15 protein-coding genes are annotated in these 14,585 nt (G+C 67.8%); 8 read left to right on the top strand and 7 right to left on the bottom strand.

What is annotated here, in order from left to right; translation table 11 throughout:
- The first annotated feature begins 10 nt into the window (after positions 1-10).
- The gene (locus tag M2165_RS25280) at positions 11-943 is read left to right on the top strand and encodes a YihY/virulence factor BrkB family protein (RefSeq protein WP_280817299.1); all 933 of its coding nucleotides are present in this window, start codon (positions 11-13) and stop codon (positions 941-943) included.
- Here the strand turns inward: M2165_RS25280 and M2165_RS25275 are convergent.
- Together M2165_RS25275 and M2165_RS25270 are read right to left on the bottom strand one after the other, a co-directional pair.
- Positions 903-1,661, bottom strand: coding sequence for a 3-hydroxyacyl-CoA dehydrogenase (locus tag M2165_RS25275; protein ID WP_280817298.1), 759 nt, complete (start codon positions 1,659-1,661; stop codon positions 903-905). The two genes, M2165_RS25280 and M2165_RS25275, sit on opposite strands and share 41 nt — an antisense overlap.
- A 122-nt stretch (positions 1,662-1,783) precedes the next feature.
- Positions 1,784-2,335 (bottom strand): phasin family protein, encoded by a 552-nt coding sequence (locus M2165_RS25270; RefSeq protein ID WP_280817297.1) that lies wholly within the window; start codon positions 2,333-2,335, stop codon positions 1,784-1,786.
- A 194-nt stretch (positions 2,336-2,529) separates the two neighbouring features.
- Here M2165_RS25270 and M2165_RS25265 point away from each other — a divergent pair, with 194 nt between their 5' ends.
- Entirely contained in the window at positions 2,530-2,973 is a 444-nt protein-coding gene (locus M2165_RS25265; RefSeq protein WP_280817296.1) for a thioesterase family protein, read from the top strand.
- A 97-nt stretch (positions 2,974-3,070) separates the two neighbouring features.
- On the opposite strand, the gene M2165_RS25260 is transcribed toward M2165_RS25265, so the two are convergent.
- On the bottom strand, positions 3,071-3,478 hold the full coding sequence (locus M2165_RS25260; RefSeq protein ID WP_280817295.1) for a hypothetical protein: 408 nt from the start codon (positions 3,476-3,478) through the stop codon (positions 3,071-3,073).
- Between the two features lie 64 nt (positions 3,479-3,542).
- Positions 3,543-3,776: a CsbD family protein gene (locus tag M2165_RS25255; RefSeq protein WP_157613120.1), complete on the bottom strand. Its 234-nt coding sequence runs from the start codon at positions 3,774-3,776 to the stop codon at positions 3,543-3,545.
- Between the two features lie 175 nt (positions 3,777-3,951).
- On the opposite strand from M2165_RS25255, the gene pncB reads away from it, so the two are divergent.
- From pncB to M2165_RS25230, 5 genes are read left to right on the top strand one after another with little or no spacing between them, the layout of a single operon-like run.
- Positions 3,952-5,172, top strand: coding sequence for a nicotinate phosphoribosyltransferase (gene pncB, locus M2165_RS25250; RefSeq protein ID WP_280817294.1), 1,221 nt, complete (start codon positions 3,952-3,954; stop codon positions 5,170-5,172).
- Between the two features lie 24 nt (positions 5,173-5,196).
- Positions 5,197-6,609 (top strand): sodium:proton antiporter, encoded by a 1,413-nt coding sequence (locus M2165_RS25245; protein WP_280817293.1) that lies wholly within the window; start codon positions 5,197-5,199, stop codon positions 6,607-6,609.
- Between the two features lie 11 nt (positions 6,610-6,620).
- Complete coding sequence (locus M2165_RS25240; RefSeq protein WP_280817292.1) at positions 6,621-7,607, top strand: D-glycerate dehydrogenase; 987 nt, start codon at positions 6,621-6,623, stop codon at positions 7,605-7,607.
- Positions 7,608-7,639: 32 nt separating this feature from the next.
- A complete protein-coding gene (gene rmuC, locus M2165_RS25235; RefSeq protein WP_280817291.1) occupies positions 7,640-9,010 on the top strand; it encodes a DNA recombination protein RmuC in 1,371 nt (456 codons plus the stop codon).
- The gene (locus tag M2165_RS25230; RefSeq protein WP_280817290.1) at positions 9,007-10,170 is read left to right on the top strand and encodes an MFS transporter; all 1,164 of its coding nucleotides are present in this window, start codon (positions 9,007-9,009) and stop codon (positions 10,168-10,170) included. The genes rmuC and M2165_RS25230 overlap by 4 nt, the downstream gene beginning before the upstream one ends.
- Before the next feature lie 41 nt (positions 10,171-10,211).
- Here M2165_RS25230 and M2165_RS25225 read toward each other — a convergent pair whose 3' ends face one another.
- The 3 genes from M2165_RS25225 to earP all read right to left on the bottom strand — a co-directional run bounded on the left by M2165_RS25225 (position 10,212) and on the right by earP (position 13,008).
- The gene (locus M2165_RS25225) at positions 10,212-11,075 is read right to left on the bottom strand and encodes a TIGR00730 family Rossman fold protein (RefSeq protein WP_280817289.1); all 864 of its coding nucleotides are present in this window, start codon (positions 11,073-11,075) and stop codon (positions 10,212-10,214) included.
- A gap of 106 nt (positions 11,076-11,181) precedes the next feature.
- On the bottom strand, positions 11,182-11,736 hold the full coding sequence (gene efp, locus M2165_RS25220) for an elongation factor P (protein WP_280817288.1): 555 nt from the start codon (positions 11,734-11,736) through the stop codon (positions 11,182-11,184).
- 171 nt (positions 11,737-11,907) lie between these two features.
- A complete protein-coding gene (earP, locus tag M2165_RS25215) occupies positions 11,908-13,008 on the bottom strand; it encodes an elongation factor P maturation arginine rhamnosyltransferase EarP (RefSeq protein WP_280817287.1) in 1,101 nt (366 codons plus the stop codon).
- 85 nt (positions 13,009-13,093) lie between these two features.
- Here earP and M2165_RS25210 point away from each other — a divergent pair, with 85 nt between their 5' ends.
- Positions 13,094-14,527 (top strand): M20/M25/M40 family metallo-hydrolase, encoded by a 1,434-nt coding sequence (locus M2165_RS25210; protein WP_280817286.1) that lies wholly within the window; start codon positions 13,094-13,096, stop codon positions 14,525-14,527.
- Positions 14,528-14,585 lie beyond the last annotated feature (58 nt).

The raw sequence follows: 14,585 nt of genomic DNA, 5'->3' as shown, positions 1-14,585 counted from the left end.
ATTTCCACGGATGACGACGCCCAACCCATTCCGCCACGCCGCGCCGTTGCTGCGCCATCCCCTGCGTTTCGTCTGGGATGCGCTCAAGGCGTTCCGCGCCAACCAGGGGCTGCTGCTCGCGGGTGCGGTGGCCTACTACGCGCTGCTGTCGATCGTGCCGCTGCTGATCGTCAGCGTGATCGCGCTGTCGCACGTGATCGAGCAGGCCGAACTGCTGCGCACCATCGGCCGCTATCTCGAATGGCTGCTGCCGGGGCAGTCCAGGGCCATCGTGACCGAGCTGTCGAACTTCCTCGACCATCGCGACCTGATGGGGCCGGTGCTGCTGGTCACGATGATCTTCTTCAGTTCGCTCGCGTTCAGCGTGCTCGAGAGCGCGATGGCGGTGATCTTCCACCATCGCAAGGCCGACCACCGGCGGCATCTCCTGGTGTCGGTCGTCATGCCCTACATCTACATCCTCTGCCTCTGCGTCGGGCTGCTGCTGGTCACGCTGGTGTCGGGCGCGCTGCAGATCGTGGGGCAGGAAAGCGTCGACCTGTTCGGCCGCGAATGGTCGCTCTCGGGCGTTTCGGGGCTGCTGCTGTACCTGCTCGGGCTCGGCGGCGAGATCTTCATGCTGACCTCGCTCTACCTCGTGATGCCGGCCGGGCGCATGTCGCTGCGCCATGCGCTGCTCGGCGGCGTGACGGCCGCGCTGCTGTGGGAGGCCACGCGGCATCTGCTGGTCTGGTATTTCTCGACGCTGTCGCAGGTCAACGTCGTCTACGGCTCGCTCACCACCGCCATCGTGGTGCTGCTGAGCCTCGAGGTCGCGGCCACGCTCGTGCTGCTGGGCGCCCAGGTGATCGCCCAGTACGAGCGGCTGGACCGCACCGGCAGCACGGCGGTGACGCCGAGGTTCAGCGCGGAGGGAGCCGAATCGCTCCGTCGAGACGGATGACCTCGCCGTTGAGCATGTCGTTCTCGATGATGTGCTTGGCGAGCTTCGCGTAGTCGTCGGGCGTGCCCAGGCGCGAGGGGAAGGGCACGCTGGCGGCGAGCGCGTCCTGCACCTCCTGCGGCATGCCGAAGAGCATCGGCGTGCCGAAGATGCCCGGCGCGATGGTCATGTTGCGGATGCCGTTGCGCGCCAGGTCGCGCGCGATGGGCAGGGTCATGCCGACCACGCCGCCCTTCGAGGCGCTGTAGGCGGCCTGTCCGATTTGACCGTCGTAGGCCGCGACCGAGGCGGTCGAGATGAGCACGCCGCGCTCGCCCGTGGCTTCGGGCTCGTTCCGGCTCATGGCGTCGGCGGCGAGCCGGATCATGTTGAAGCTGCCGATCAGGTTGACCGTGACGGTCTTGCTGAAGGTGGCGAACGCATGCGGCCCGTTCTTGCCCACGGTCTTCTCGGCCGGCGCGATGCCGGCGCAGTTGACCAGGCCCACGAGCTTGCCGAGCTGGAGTGCCGCCGCCACCGCGGCCTGGCCGTCGGCTTCCTGGCTCACGTCGCACTTGACGAACACGCCGCCGATGTCCTTGGCCACGGCTTCGCCCTTGTCGGCCTGCATGTCGGCGATCACCACCTTGCCGCCGTTGGCGGCGAGCATGCGCGCCGTGCCTTCGCCGAGGCCCGAAGCGCCACCGGTCACGATAAAAACCTTGCCGTCGATCTGCATATGAAAGTCTCCTGATGAGGCTCGCATTATCGAAGACGAAAAAAAAGGCCTCATCCGAGGATGAGGCCTGAATTGAGTCCGTGAGGACCCAAGGAGACAACTGGTGGTGGCCGGTCGGCGGCTCAGCGCTTGCGCGCGACGGTGGCGGTCTTGGCGGCGGCGACGGCCTGGGTCGACACGGCGTTGAAATTGGCTTCGGCGACGTCGCTGGCCTGCTTGACGGCCTTCTGGACCGATTCGAAGGCGTTGTTGGCGGCAGCCACCGCGCTCTTCAGCACGGCAACGGCGGTTTCCGAACCGGCCGGGGCATTCTTCGAGGCGCTGTCGACCAGGCCGACGAAGGTCTGCTGGGCTTCGGCAGCCTTGGCTTCGAACGCCTTGGTGAACTCGGCGCTGGTGCCTTGGGCGATGTCGTAGAGGTGACGGCTGTAGGCGGCGGTCTTCTCGGCCAGCGGCTGGAAGAGGCTGGCTTGCAGCGTCAGCAGTTCTTGCGCGTCCTTGACGTTCAGCGAGGCCTGGGCGGTGCTGGCGGCTTCGGCCAGGGCAGCCTTGGAGGCGGTCACGTTAAGTTCGATGAGCTTTTCGACGCCTTCGAAGGCCTTGGTGGTCAGGCCGAACAGGGTGTCGAGATTGGCTTTTTGGGCGGCGAGGATCTGGTCAGCGGTCAGGGCCATTTTGGAATCTCCGGAAAGTATGAGATGGGTGGTCGGTCACGTTGCGCTGCGCCTCGTCGTCTTTGTTGCGGTGCAGCATGACCTCAAGTATAGGCAGCGCAGCCTGGCGATCAAGGGCTTTTTGCTGCTTTGCAGCAATTTAGACGGCGCTTTCTAAATTGCGCCTGAGGCACCCCCTGGCACAATGCCGCGCGATGAGTTCCGCCACCCGACCAACGCCGAATGCCCGCAGCAGCTATCGCGCGTTCCGCAGCATTCCGACCCGCTGGGCCGACAACGACATGTACGGCCACGTCAACAACGTCGTCTATTACAGCTGGTTCGACACCGCGGTCAATGCGCTGCTGATCGAGCGCGGCGCGCTGGACATCCACCAGGGGCAGACGATCGGCTTCGTGGTCGAGACGCAGTGCAACTACTTCGCCCCGATCGCCTTTCCGCAGACGGTGGAGGCGGGCATCCGCGTGGCCGAGGCCGGGCGCTCGAGCGTGCGCTACGAGATCGGGCTGTTCGCCGAGGGCTCCGACAAGGCGGCCGCGCAGGGCCACTTCGTGCATGTGTACGTGGACCGCGCCACGCAGCGGCCGGTGGCGCTGCCCGAGGCGCTGCAGCGCGTGGTCGAGGCGCTGAAGGCCTGAGCCGCCGCCCGCGGATAGCTCAAAAAAAAACGGCGCCCGAGGGCGCCGTTCGTCTTGCAGCTTGCGCAGCACGGCCGCTCCGGCCGTGGTCACGCACTTACATGCTCTTCTTCATGGCCTTGATGTCGGCCTTGCCCTGCGACTCGTCGGCCTTGGCCTGCTTCACGCAGGCAGCCTTGGCGTCGCCGGTCTGGTCATCGCACTTTTCCTTGGCGACCTCGTAGTTCGCCTTCACCTTTTCCTCGGCGACCTTGCGCGCATGCGCGTCGCTGGGCTTGTACTGCTGTTCGAGTTCGGCCTTGGCGACGTTTTCCTTGCCCTTGGCTTCCTTCTCGCAGACGTCCTTGGCGTTGTCCTTCAGGGCATCGCATTGGGACTTGGCGGCCTTGTAGTCGGCCTCGATCTTTTCCTTCGCGGCCTTGTATTCGTCCTTGGTCAGCGCGGAGGCCTGGGTGGCCATGAAGCAGGTCGAGGCCAGGGCCAGCATGAGCAGATGTTTTTTCATTGTTCGTTCTTTCGGTTGGTTGAGGAGGTATCGGCCGGGGGCGCGCGGCGTCCCCGCGCGGACTTCAGTACTTTTCGTACCAGAGGGTGTCGGGCGTGCGGCCGTCGCGGGATTCCCATTCCTTGACCTGCTTCTCGGCTTCGTCGCGGCTGATGCCGTGGCGTTCCTGGATGCGGCCGAGCAGCTGGTCGCGCTTGCCGGCGATGACGTCGAAGTCGTCGTCGGTCAGCTTGCCCCATTGCTCCTTGACCTTGCCCTTGAGCTGCTTCCAGTTGCCTTCGATGGTGTCCTTGTTCATGCGAATCTCCTTTGCGAGTTGATTCAGCGGACTGTGTGGCCGCTGTGAATCCACTGTCGCGGGACCGATTCACCCTGGCGGTAGGACGCCCTGGGCGGGCGCCGTAGGCACAAGCCGACGGCGCCCGTGATAATCGGACGCACGCCTGAAAAGCCGAGACAACGCGCGCCGCACCATGATCATCCACAGCCTGCTCGATACCGACCTCTACAAGTTCACCATGATGCAGGTCGTCCTGCATCACTTCCCCGGGGCGCGGGTCGAGTACCGCTTCAAATGCCGCAATCCCGGCGTCGACCTCGCGCAGTTCGCGGGCCAGATCCGCGAAGAGGTGCGAAGCCTGTGCTCGCTGCAGTTCCGGGACGCCGAGCTGGCCTACCTGCGGTCGTTGCGCTTCATCAAGAGCGATTTCGTCGACTTCCTCGGTCTGTTCCGGCTCAACGAGAAATACATCAGCATCACGCCGCAGCCCTCGGGCGAACTCGAGATCCGCATCAAGGGGCCGTGGCTGCACACCATCCTGTTCGAGATCCCGGTGCTCGCGATCGTGAACGAGGTCTACTTCCGCAACACCCAGAAGAAGCCAGACTTCGAGGAGGGCCGCCGGCGCCTCGAGACCAAGATCGCGCAGTTGCAGGGCGCCGGGCTGTCCGATCTGAAGATCGCCGACTACGGCACCCGCCGCCGCTTCTCCAAGGACTGGCACGAGGAGGTGCTGCGCACGCTCAACGCCAGACTCGGCGCGGTCACTTCGCCGCCGGCCGCGCCCCGGCCCGGCGACCGGCTGCCGCAGCTCGCGGGCACCAGCAACGTGCTCTATGCCATGAAGCTCGGCCTGATCCCGCTCGGCACCATGGCGCACGAATACCTGCAGGCCTGCCAGGCGCTGGGCCCGCGGCTGCGCGACAGCCAGGTGTTCGGCTTCGAGACCTGGGCCCGCGAATACCGCGGCGACCTCGGCATCGCGCTGTCCGACGTCTACGGCATGAGCGCCTTCCTGCGCGACTTCGACCTGTACTTCTGCAAGCTGTTCGACGGCGCGCGCCACGACAGCGGCGACCCGTTCCAATGGGGCGAGCGCATGCTCGCGCACTACGCCGCCAACCGCGTCGATCCGCTCACCAAGACGCTGATCTTCAGCGACGGTCTCACCATGCCGCGCACCATCGAGCTCTACCAGCAGTTCCGCGGCCGCTGCCAGCTGGCGTTCGGCATCGGCACCAACCTCACCAACGACCTCGGCTACGAGCCGCTGCAGATCGTCATCAAGATGATCAACTGCAACGGGCAGCCGGTGGCGAAGCTCTCGGACACCCCCTCCAAGAACATGTGCGAGGACGAAAAATACCTGGCCTACCTGCGCCAGGTGTTCGAAATCGAGCAGCCGCCGGCCTGACATCGTCTGGTACGGTAGCGCCCCATGAAAAAAACGATCCGCCTCGCGGCAGCCGCGGTGCTGCCGATGATGTTTCCCGCCCTCGCGATGGCCGCCGAATTCGACGGCAGCAAGCTGTCCCCGCTCTGGGGCGTTCCGTTCGCGGGCATCCTGCTGTCGATCGCGCTGTTGCCGCTGCTCGCCCCCTCGGTCTGGCACCACCACTACGGCAAGATCGCCGCCGGCTGGGCGCTGGCCTTCCTGCTGCCCTTCGCCGCGGTCTACGGCGTGCCGCTCGCCGGCGTGCAGCTGGTGCATGCGCTGGTGGAGGAGTACATCCCGTTCATCATCCTGCTCACCGCGCTGTTCACCGTGGCCGGCGGCATCCACATCCGCGGCAACCTGCACGGCGCGCCGGGGCTCAACACGGCGCTGCTCGCGATTGGCGCGGTGCTTGCGAGCTTCATGGGCACCACCGGCGCCTCGATGCTGCTGATCCGGCCGCTGATCCGCGCCAACGACAACCGCGTGAGCAAGGCGCACGTGGTGGTGTTCTTCATCTTCATCGTGTCGAACGTGGGCGGTTCGCTCACGCCGCTCGGCGATCCGCCGCTGTTCCTCGGCTTCCTCAAGGGGGTCGATTTCTTCTGGACCGCGCGCCACATCTTTCCGGAGACGCTGTTCGTGCTCGGCGCGCTGCTGGTGCTGTTCTATTTCATCGACCGCCACCATTACCGCAAGGAAGGCGTGCTGCCTTTCGACCCGACGCCGGACACGCCGCGCCTCGGCTTCGACGGCGCCGCCAACTTCTGGCTGCTCGGCGGCATCGTGTGCCTGGTGCTGCTCTCGGGCTTCTGGAAATCGCCCGTGGGCTTCGAGGTCTTCGGCACCCGCGTGGGCCTGCCGGGGCTGGTGCGCGACGTCGGGCTGATCGCGATCCTGCTGGTCTCGCTGAAGATCACGCCCGCCAAGGTGCATTCCGACAACCAGTTCGAGTGGGGGCCGATGGCCGAGGTGGCCAAGCTGTTCGCGGGCATCTTCCTGACCATCATTCCGGTGATCGCGATGCTGAAGGCTGGCGCCCACGGACCGTTCAGCGCGGTCATCGCCGCGGTGACGCGCGCCGACGGCCAGCCCGACCCCGCGATGTACTTCTGGGCCACCGGCGTGCTGAGCTCGTTCCTCGACAACGCACCCACCTACCTGGTCTTCTTCAACACCGCGGGCGGCGACCCCGCCGCGCTCATGACCACCTTCGCCACCACCCTGGCCGCGATCTCGGCGGGGGCGGTGTTCATGGGCGCCAACACCTACATCGGCAACGCGCCCAACCTCATGGTCAAGGCCATCGCCGAAAGCCGCGGCGTGCGCATGCCGAGCTTCTTCGGCTACATGGCATGGTCGGTCGGCATTCTGGTCCCGCTGTTCGTCCTCTCCACCTTCATCTTCTTCCGCTAGGCACAGACATCATGAGCAAGCCCAAGATCCTGGTCGCGCGCGCGATCTTTCCCGAGACCCTCGAGCGCCTGTCGCAGCACTTCGAGGTCGAGTCGAACCAGGCCGACGAGACCTGGAGCAAGGAACAGCTGATCGCGAAGCTGCAGGGCAAGCAGGGCGCCTTCACCACGGGCAGCGAGCGCATCGATGCCGCGGTGCTCGACGCCTGCCCCGACCTGAAGATCTGCGCCAACATGGCGGTGGGCTACAACAACTTCGACGTCGACGCGATGGCCGCGCGCGGCGTGCTCGGCACCAACGCGCCCGACGTGCTGACCGAGACCACGGCCGACTTCGGCTTCGCGCTGCTGATGGCGACCGCGCGCCGCATCGCCGAGAGCGAACACTTCCTGCGCGCGGGCAAGTGGCAGAAATGGAGCTACGACATGTTCGCGGGCTCCGACATCCACGGGTCCACGCTCGGCATCATCGGCATGGGCCGCATCGGGCAGGGCATCGCGAAGCGCGGCGCGCACGGCTTCGGCATGAAGGTGGTCTATCACAACCGTTCGCGCCTCGATGCGGCGCTGGAAGCCGAATGCAAGGCCCGCTACGCGAGCAAGGAGGAGCTCCTGAAGACGGCCGACCACGTGGTGCTCGTGGTGCCGTATTCGCCGGCTTCGCACCACACCATCGGCGCGGCCGAGCTCGCGCTGATGAAGCCGACCGCCACGCTCGTGAACATCGCCCGCGGCGGCATCGTCGACGACGCGGCCCTGGCGGTCGCGCTGCGCGAGAAGCGGATCGCCGCCGCCGGCCTCGACGTGTTCGAAGGCGAGCCCAAGGTCCATCCCGACCTGCTGACGGTGCCCAACGTCGTGCTCACGCCGCACATCGCGAGCGCCACCGTGCCCACGCGGCGTGCCATGGCCGACCTGGCCGCCGACAACCTGATCGCCTGGTTCGGCGGCAAGGGCCCGCTGACGCCGGTCACGCCCGTGCCGGCGGCCGGCCGATGAACAGCGCCTAGACAGAGAGACCGCATCGCACCTTGGAACCGACCGAATTGATCCTTCTCGCGCTGGCTGCGCTCGCCGTGGTCCAGCTGGCACTGCTGGTCTGGCTGCTCGCGCGCCGGCCGCCCACGCCCGACCACGGCGAGGTGCTGGGCACGCTCGCCGCCATGGCGTCCGCCCACGAGCGCACCGAGCGCGAACTGCGCCACGAGATCGGCGAAAGCTCGCGCGGCGCGCGGCAGGAGACCGCGCAGGCCTTCGCCACCTTCCAGCAGGCGCTGGTGCAGCAGGGCGCCGAGGCCACGCGCACGCAGAACGCCCAGCTCGACGCCTTCTCGCTGCAGCTCGCATCGCTGCAGAAGAACCTCGGCGACACGCTCAACAACCAGTTGCAGGGCCTGAGCGAATCGAACGCGCGCCGCCTGGCCGAAGTGCGTGCGACCATGGAAACGCAGCTCGCGCAGCTGCAGCAGACCAACACCGCCAAGCTCGAGGAGATGCGACGGACGGTCGACGAGAAGCTCCAGAGCACGCTCGAGGCGCGGCTCGGCGAGAGCTTCAAGCAGGTGGCCGAGCGGCTCGAGCAGGTGCACAAGGGCCTGGGCGAGATGCAGACGCTCGCGGTGGGCGTGGGCAGCCTGCAGCGGGTGCTGACCAACGTGAAGACGCGCGGCGTGTTCGGCGAGGTGCAGCTCGAGGCGCTGTTGGAGCAGGTGCTCACGGCCGACCAGTACGCCCGGCAGATCGAGACCAAGCCGCGCAGCGGCCAGCGCGTCGATTTCGCGATCCGCTTCCCGGGCCGCGGCGACGACGGCGCACCGGTGTGGCTGCCGATCGATGCCAAGTTCCCGCGCGACGACTACGAACGGCTGATCGATGCGCACGAGCGTGCCGACGCCGCGGGCGCCGAGATCGCCGCCAAGGCGCTCGAGGCGCGCGTGCGCAGCGAGGCCAAGTCCATCGCCGAGAGCTATCTCGCCGCGCCGCACACCACCGATTTCGCGATCATGTTCCTGCCGGTCGAGAGCCTCTATGCCGAGGTGCTGCGCCGTCCGGGCCTGATGGACGCGATCCAGCGCCAGCACCGCGTGACGCTCGCGGGACCGACCACCTTGCTCGCGATGCTCAACAGCCTGCACATGGGCTTCCGCACCCTCGCGCTCGAGCAGCAGGCCTCCGAGGTCTGGAAGGTGCTGGGCGCGGTCAAGACCGAGTTCGAGCGCTATGGCGAATGGGTCGCGCGCATCAAGGAGCAGGTGGCCAAGGCCTCCGACACCATCGACAAGGCCGACACGCGCGCCAAGCAGATGCGCCTCGCGCTGCGCAAGGTCGAGGCACTGCCCGAGGCGCAGTCGCAGGCGCTGCTGCCGCCCACCGCCGACAGCGAGGGCGACGACACCCCGTGAAAGGTTCCGAACTGCTGCGCGTGATCGGCGCCCAGGTCTGCCTGCATGCGACCATGGCCGGCATGCGGCTCGCGACGCCGCTCCTGGCGCTGCAGCAGGGCTACAGCGCGGCGGCGGTCGGCCTGCTGATCGCGCTGTTCGCGCTCACGCAGGTGTTCCTAGCGCTGCCGGCGGGGCGCTTTGCCGACCGCCACGGCTTCAAGCGGCCCCTGTGGCTGTCGGTGCTGGCGGCTTCCATCGGCGCGGGGCTCGCGCTGGTGTTCCCGGTCTTTCCGGTCATGTGCCTCGCGGCGCTGCTGACGGGCGGCGCCACCGGCGCGACCGTCATCGCGCTCCAGCGGCACGTGGGCCGCTCCGCGACCGATCCCACGCAGCTCAAGCGCGTGTTCAGCTGGCTCGCGATCGCGCCGGCGATCGCCAACTTCGTCGGCCCCTTCATGGCCGGCCTGCTGATCGACCATGCGGGTCGCGTGCCCGCGGACTTGCTGGCCTTCCGCGTCTGCTTCGCGGCCATGGCGCTGCTGCCGGTCGTCTGCTGGATGCTCGCGCGCGGCGCGCACGAGCCGCCGCCCGCGGCCTCCGTGGCGGGCGCGACGCGCACGCGCGCCTGGGACCTGCTGCGCGAACCGATGTTCCGCCGCCTGCTGTTCGTGAACTGGCTGCAGTCCTCGAGCTGGGACGTGCATGCCTTCGTGCTGCCGGTGCTCGGGCACGACCGCGGCATCGGCGCTTCGGTGATCGGCTCGATCCTGGGCGCCTTCGCGGTGGCGGCCGCGGCGATCCGCGTGGTGCTGCCGATCATCGCCTCGCGCGCGTCCGAGCGCAGCGTGATCCTGAGCTCCACCGTCGTCACCGCCGCGGTGTTCGCGGTCTATCCGCTGCTCGACTCGGCCTGGACCATGGGCCTGTGCTCGGTGATCCTCGGCTTCGCGCTCGGCGCGGTGCAGCCGATGGTGATGAGCATGCTGCACCAGATCACGCCGCACGCGCGCCACGGCGAGGCGCTGGGCCTGCGGCTGATGACCATTAATGCCTCCAGTGTGGCGATGCCGATGCTGTTCGGCTCGCTCGGCGCGCTGATCGGCATCGCCGGCGTGTTCTGGGTCGTGGGCGGCGTGGTGGCGCTCGGGGCGCGCGCCACCTGGGGGCTGAAGGTCTGAGCCCGGCGCGGGTCCGGACCGGTCCCGCCCGCCGCGCGCGCCTACAGCTTGTAGAAGCGCTTGATCGCGTTCCAGCCGTCTTCGGGCGTGTCGACGTATTCGAACAGGTCCACGTCGCCTGGCGAGATCACGCCTTCCTCGACCAGGAAGTCGAAGTCGATCAGCTTCTTCCAGTAGTCCGAGCCGAACAGCACGATCGGCACCGGCTGCGACTTGCGGGTCTGCACCAGCGTGATGACCTCGAACAGCTCGTCGAGCGTGCCGAAGCCGCCCGGGAACGCCACCAGCGCCTTCGCACGCATCATGAAATGCATCTTGCGGATCGCGAAGTAGTGGAACTTGAAGCTCAGCGCGGGCGTGACGTAAGGGTTGGCCGCTTCCTCCATCGGCAGCGCGATGGCCAGGCCGACCGAGAGGCCGCCGCCTTCGTGCGCGCCGCGGTTGGCCGCCTGCATGATGCCGGGGCCGCCGCCGGTGCAGATGAAGAGCTTGTCCTCGGGCTCCTTGTCGCTGCTGTACTGCGCGACGAGCTTGCCGAACGCGCGTGCCTTCTCGTAGTAGTGCGAGCTGCGCGCGAGGCGGCGCCAGCGCTCGGCCGTGGCGGCGTCGCCGGCGGCTTCGGCGTTCGCGACGAGTTCGGCCGCTTCCTCTTCGCTGCGGAAGCGCGCGCTGCCGAAGACCACGATGGTGTTCTCGATGCCGTGGGCGCGCTGCTCCAGGTCGGGCTTCATGAGCTCGAGCTGCATGCGGATGCCGCGGGTTTCACGGCGCAGCAGGAACTCCGGATCGGCGAAGGCGATGCGCGAGGGATCGGGATCGAGGGGGAGGCCTTTCTCGGCGTGCGTCTTGAGCGTGGCCCAGGCGTCGGCGAGGCGTTTGTCGTGAAGGTCGTGCGTGTTGTTCATGAAGAATCTGCCGAGGGAATCGCTGCATTGTGCAGCGTTGCGGCCGGCGGGCGCGCCAAAGAAAAAGGCTCCTCGCGGAGCCTTCGGTCGTTCGGGCCGCGCAGGCTCAGACGCGCTTGCGGTATTCGCCCGTGCGGGTGTCGATTTCGATCTTGTCGCCTTGCGAGACGAACAGCGGCACCGGCACTTCGAAGCCGGTCGAGATCTTGGCGGGCTTCATGACCTTGCCCGAGGTGTCGCCCTTGACGGCCGGCTCGGTCCAGGTGATTTCGCGCTCGACGCTGGTGGGCAGTTCGACCGAGATGGCCTTGCCGTCGTAGAACACCACTTCGGCAGGCATGCCGTCCTCGAGGTAGTTCAGGGCGTCGCCCATGTTCTCGGCTTCGACTTCGTACTGGTTGTACTCGGTGTCCATGAAGACGTACATCGGGTCGGCGAAGTAGGAGTAGGTGCACTCCTTCTTGTCGAGCACGATCTGGTCCATCTTGTCGTCGGCCTTGAAGACCACTTCGGTGTTGAAGTTGGCGATCAGGCTCTTCATCTTCATGCGCACGGTGGCGCTGTTGCGGCCGCCGCGGCTGTATTCGGTCTTGAGCACGACCATCGGGTCCTTGCCGTGCATGATCACGTTGCCGGCGCGGATTTCTTGAGCGATTTTCATATCAGGTTCTCTGGATGTTGGCCGCTCGGTGCACGGGGCCCTCGGCGGCTTTTGCAAGATTGCCGAGGAATTGGCCCCGCGGTACAGGTCCCGCGGCGGGTTTTAAAGCAGGTTTGGCGGGAGCATCTCGGATGGTGTCGATCCGGGCCGAAATCCGCAAAGCCCGCTATTTTAGCTTTTTCCGGCGACCCAGCGTTGCAATTGGGTGACCAGATCGTCCTGGGCCTGCAGCTTTTCGCGCGCGGCGCGCACCGTTCCGCCCCACGGCTCCAGGTCGGCGAGCGGGGGCAGCGGCGCCTCGCCGAAGCCGTTCCAGGCGTGGTGGAACTGCCGCAGCGACGCCGGCGCGCCCAGCCAGTCGAGCCAGGCGTTGAGCTTGACGTGGTGGGCGTCGTCGTCCTGGGGATAGATCTGCCACACCAGCGGCGCGCCGGCCCAGAGGGCGCGCACGATCGAGTCCTCGCCCCGGACGAAATTGAGGTCGCAGGCCCACAGCAGATGGTCGAAATCGACCTGCGTCAGGTAGGGTAGGCAGGAGATCGACAGCACCCCGAAGCCGGCGAGCGCATGGCCGGGCGGCTGCCGTTCCGCGAAAAAGGCCTTGACGGCATGCGCGGCGCGGCCCGCGGTCACCAGCAGCCGCGTGGGCACGGGCGCGGCCGCAAGCTGCGCCAGCAGCTCGGCGAGCGCGGGCGGTTCGTAGCAGAAGAGCGACACCAGCCGTTCGCCAGGCTGCCACGGGATCTGCTGCGCCGCGAGCCACCCGGCGCGGTCGAAGCGCGCCCGCCGCTGCGCCAGGCCCGGTTCGCGCAGCAGTCCGCCCGTGGCCGGCGTGAAGCCCGGGTAGAAGAAGCGCTTCGAGAGCCCGGCGCCAGGGCCCTTGAACACGGGCGAGGGCAGGCCGTGCAGGCGTTCGACGTAGGGCTCGGCCGAGAGGTATTCGAGGTTGATCCAGGCCCGCGGCGGCGCACCCGGCGCGTGCGCCGCCTCGGCAAAGCGCACGATCAGCGCGGGCGCGGGGTCGCAGCCGAAGGCTTCGATCAGCACGTCGGGCGCCGGCGCGGCGGCGGCCTCGCGGACCGCGGCCGGGTCGAGCCAGTCGACCCGCTGCACGCCCTCGCAGCCCGCGGGCGCCATCCAGTGCAGCGCGGTGGCGTCGTCGATCCACAGCCGCACGCGCTCGCCGAGCGCCGCGAGCTGGGTCGAGAGCCGCCAGCAGACGCCGAGGTCGCCATGGTTGTCGATGACCCGGCAGAAGATGTCCCATTGCATGGCCCGGAGTGTGCCCGTGCCGGCGCGTGCGCGCGAGCCGTCGCTTGGTATGCTGCCCGCCACCACAACAGCCGGAGAGAGAAACATGCGCCTGCCGCGTCGTCGCCGTTCCCCGCTTTCCCATGGTGTCGCGAGAACCCTGCTCGCCCTGTCCCTCGCGCTCGGGGGGCTTGCGGCGCAGGCCCAGGACGCGCCCTTGTCGCCTCAGCAGCAGCGCTTCCGCGAGATCTACAAGGAGCTGATCGAGATCAACACCACCCATTCGGTGGGCGACAACACGCAGGCGGCGCGCGCGATGGAGAAGCGCCTGCTCGAGGCGGGCTTCGCGCCCGGCGACATCCAGATCTTCGAGCCCTTCCCGAAGAAGGGCAACCTGGTGCTCCGCTTCAAGGGCGACGGCAGCAAGAAGCCGCTGCTGCTGCTGGCCCACATCGACGTGGTGGAGGCGCGGCGCGAGGACTGGAAGACCGACCCCTTCAAGCTGCAGGAAAGCGGCGGCTACTTCACCGCGCGCGGCGCGATCGACGACAAGGCGATGGCGGCGGCGCTGGTGTCGGTGCTGGCGCAGCTCAAGCAGGAGGGCTTCAAGCCGAAGCGCGACATCATCCTCGCGCTCACCGCGGACGAGGAGCGCGGTGACGCGCTCAGCAACGGCGCCTTCTGGCTCATCAACAACAAGCCCGAACTGCTGCAGGCGGAGTTCGGCATCAACGAAGGCGGCGGCGGCGAGCTGCGCGGCGGCAAGCCCAACCTGCACCGCATGCAGGTGGCCGAGAAGATGTACACCACCTACGTGCTCGAGGCGCGCGACGTGGGCGGCCACAGCTCGGTGCCGACGAAGAACAATCCGATCTACGCGCTGTCGGCCGCGCTCGAGCGCCTCGGCAACCATGCGTTCCCGATCAAGCTCGCGGACGTGACGCGGACCTATTTCGCGCGCAGCGCGCCGTTCGCGACCGGCCAGCTCGCCGAGGACATGCGCGCGATCGGCACCGGCAATCCCGATGCCGCCGTGCTCGAGCGCATGACGGCCAACCCGGCCTACAACGCCCAGCTGCGCACCACCTGCGTGGCGACGATGGTGCAGGCCGGGCATGCCGAGAACGCGCTGCCGCAGTCGGCCAAGGCCACGGTCAACTGCCGCATCCTGCCGCACGACGATCCGGAGGAGGTCGAGCGCCAGCTGACGCAGGCGATCGGCAACGACAAGATCGTGCTGCGCAACGTCGGCAAGCCGCTGCGCAGCCCGGCCTCGCCGCTCAATGGCGACCTGGTGAAGACGGTCGAGTCGCTCACGCAGGCGATGTGGCCGGGCGTGCCGGTGGTGCCCGCGATGAGCACCGGCGCCACCGACAGCCGCTTCCTGCGCAACGCCGGCATCCCGATGTACGGCGTGACCGGCATGTTCCTCGACCCGGCCGATGCGCGCGCCCACGGCCTGGACGAGCGCATCGAGATCCGGCGGCTCTACGACGGGCGCGAGTTCCTCTACCGCCTGGTGAGCGAACTCGCCAAATAACCCCGGGCGGCCGCAGCGGCGCCGCGCGGCCGCCGCTTCGCCCGTGCCGCGCGCCACA

The sequence above is a fragment of the Variovorax sp. TBS-050B genome, assembly GCF_029893635.1.
Lineage (GTDB): Bacteria > Pseudomonadota > Gammaproteobacteria > Burkholderiales > Burkholderiaceae_C > Variovorax.
Note: the sequence above shows the minus strand (reverse complement) of the source record. Positions and strands in the feature narration are given on the sequence as shown.